This window comes from Bacteroides sp. AM54-2NS, assembly GCF_003602935.1.
GTDB lineage: Bacteria > Bacteroidota > Bacteroidia > Bacteroidales > Bacteroidaceae > Bacteroides > Bacteroides xylanisolvens.
Genome location: NZ_QTMZ01000142.1, coordinates 1 through 698, shown reverse-complemented (window position 1 = coordinate 698; position 698 = coordinate 1). Strand labels below are relative to the sequence as shown.

The following is a 698-nucleotide window of genomic DNA, read 5'->3' as shown; positions in this document are numbered from 1 at the left end:
ATGGTGTCCCCCAAAGCCAACAATCAGTTATTGCACTGTAAAATTGATTAATTAACTTCTAAAAAATCAGAGATATGAAAAAGATTGAAAATTCATTCGCAGTAACAGGTTTTATCGGTAAGGATGCAGAAATCCGTAGTTTTGAAACAGCAAGCGTAGCACGCTTTTCTATCGCGGTCAGCCGTGCAGACAAGACAGGTGAAGAAACCTCTTATGTTTCCGCTTTCATGGGGATTGAAGCCTGGAGAAAGAATGAAGCACTGGATTCCTTCGATGTATTGAAAAAAGGTGAGCTGATAACCGTTGAAGGCTACTTTAAGCCGGAAGAATGGACGGATTCTAAAAGTGGGGAGAAGCGTAACCGCATTGTGATGGTAGCCACCAAGTTTTATCCGGCTCCGGAAAAAGAAGAAGAAAAACCGGATCAGCCTAAACAGAAGGCTGTCTCTAAAAAGAAAAAAGCAAGCAAATGATTGAAGCGGCCTAGTGCCGCTTTTTTTTGCTACATATCCGAGAGTGTTTTTGCGTTCACGCAGTATTCTTCCCCACCCTCCCCTTCATCGGAATGACTGTTCTCATTCCCGGTTTGCCCGTAGTCATCCGCTATGCGGCTGATTATGGGCAAACCAGAAAAGAGAAGTTCCAAACGTGGGCGGGATTGCAATGGTCATCATCCGGAGCTTCGGCATTGCCGAAAC

General features: G+C 44.6%; 1 protein-coding gene. It reads left to right on the top strand.

Annotated features, from left to right (window positions below; all coding sequences use genetic code 11):
- Positions 1 to 74 precede the first annotated feature (74 nt).
- A complete protein-coding gene (locus DXA05_RS26200; protein WP_005868746.1) occupies positions 75 to 473 on the top strand; it encodes a single-stranded DNA-binding protein in 399 nt (132 codons plus the stop codon).
- Positions 474 to 698: the final 225 nt, after the last annotated feature.

What these genes read in the sequence shown, in the direction of transcription:
- DXA05_RS26200 (WP_005868746.1), top strand. Translation starts at nt 75, where the DNA reads ATGAAAAAGATTGAAAATTCATTCGCAGTAACAGGTTTTATCGGTAAG.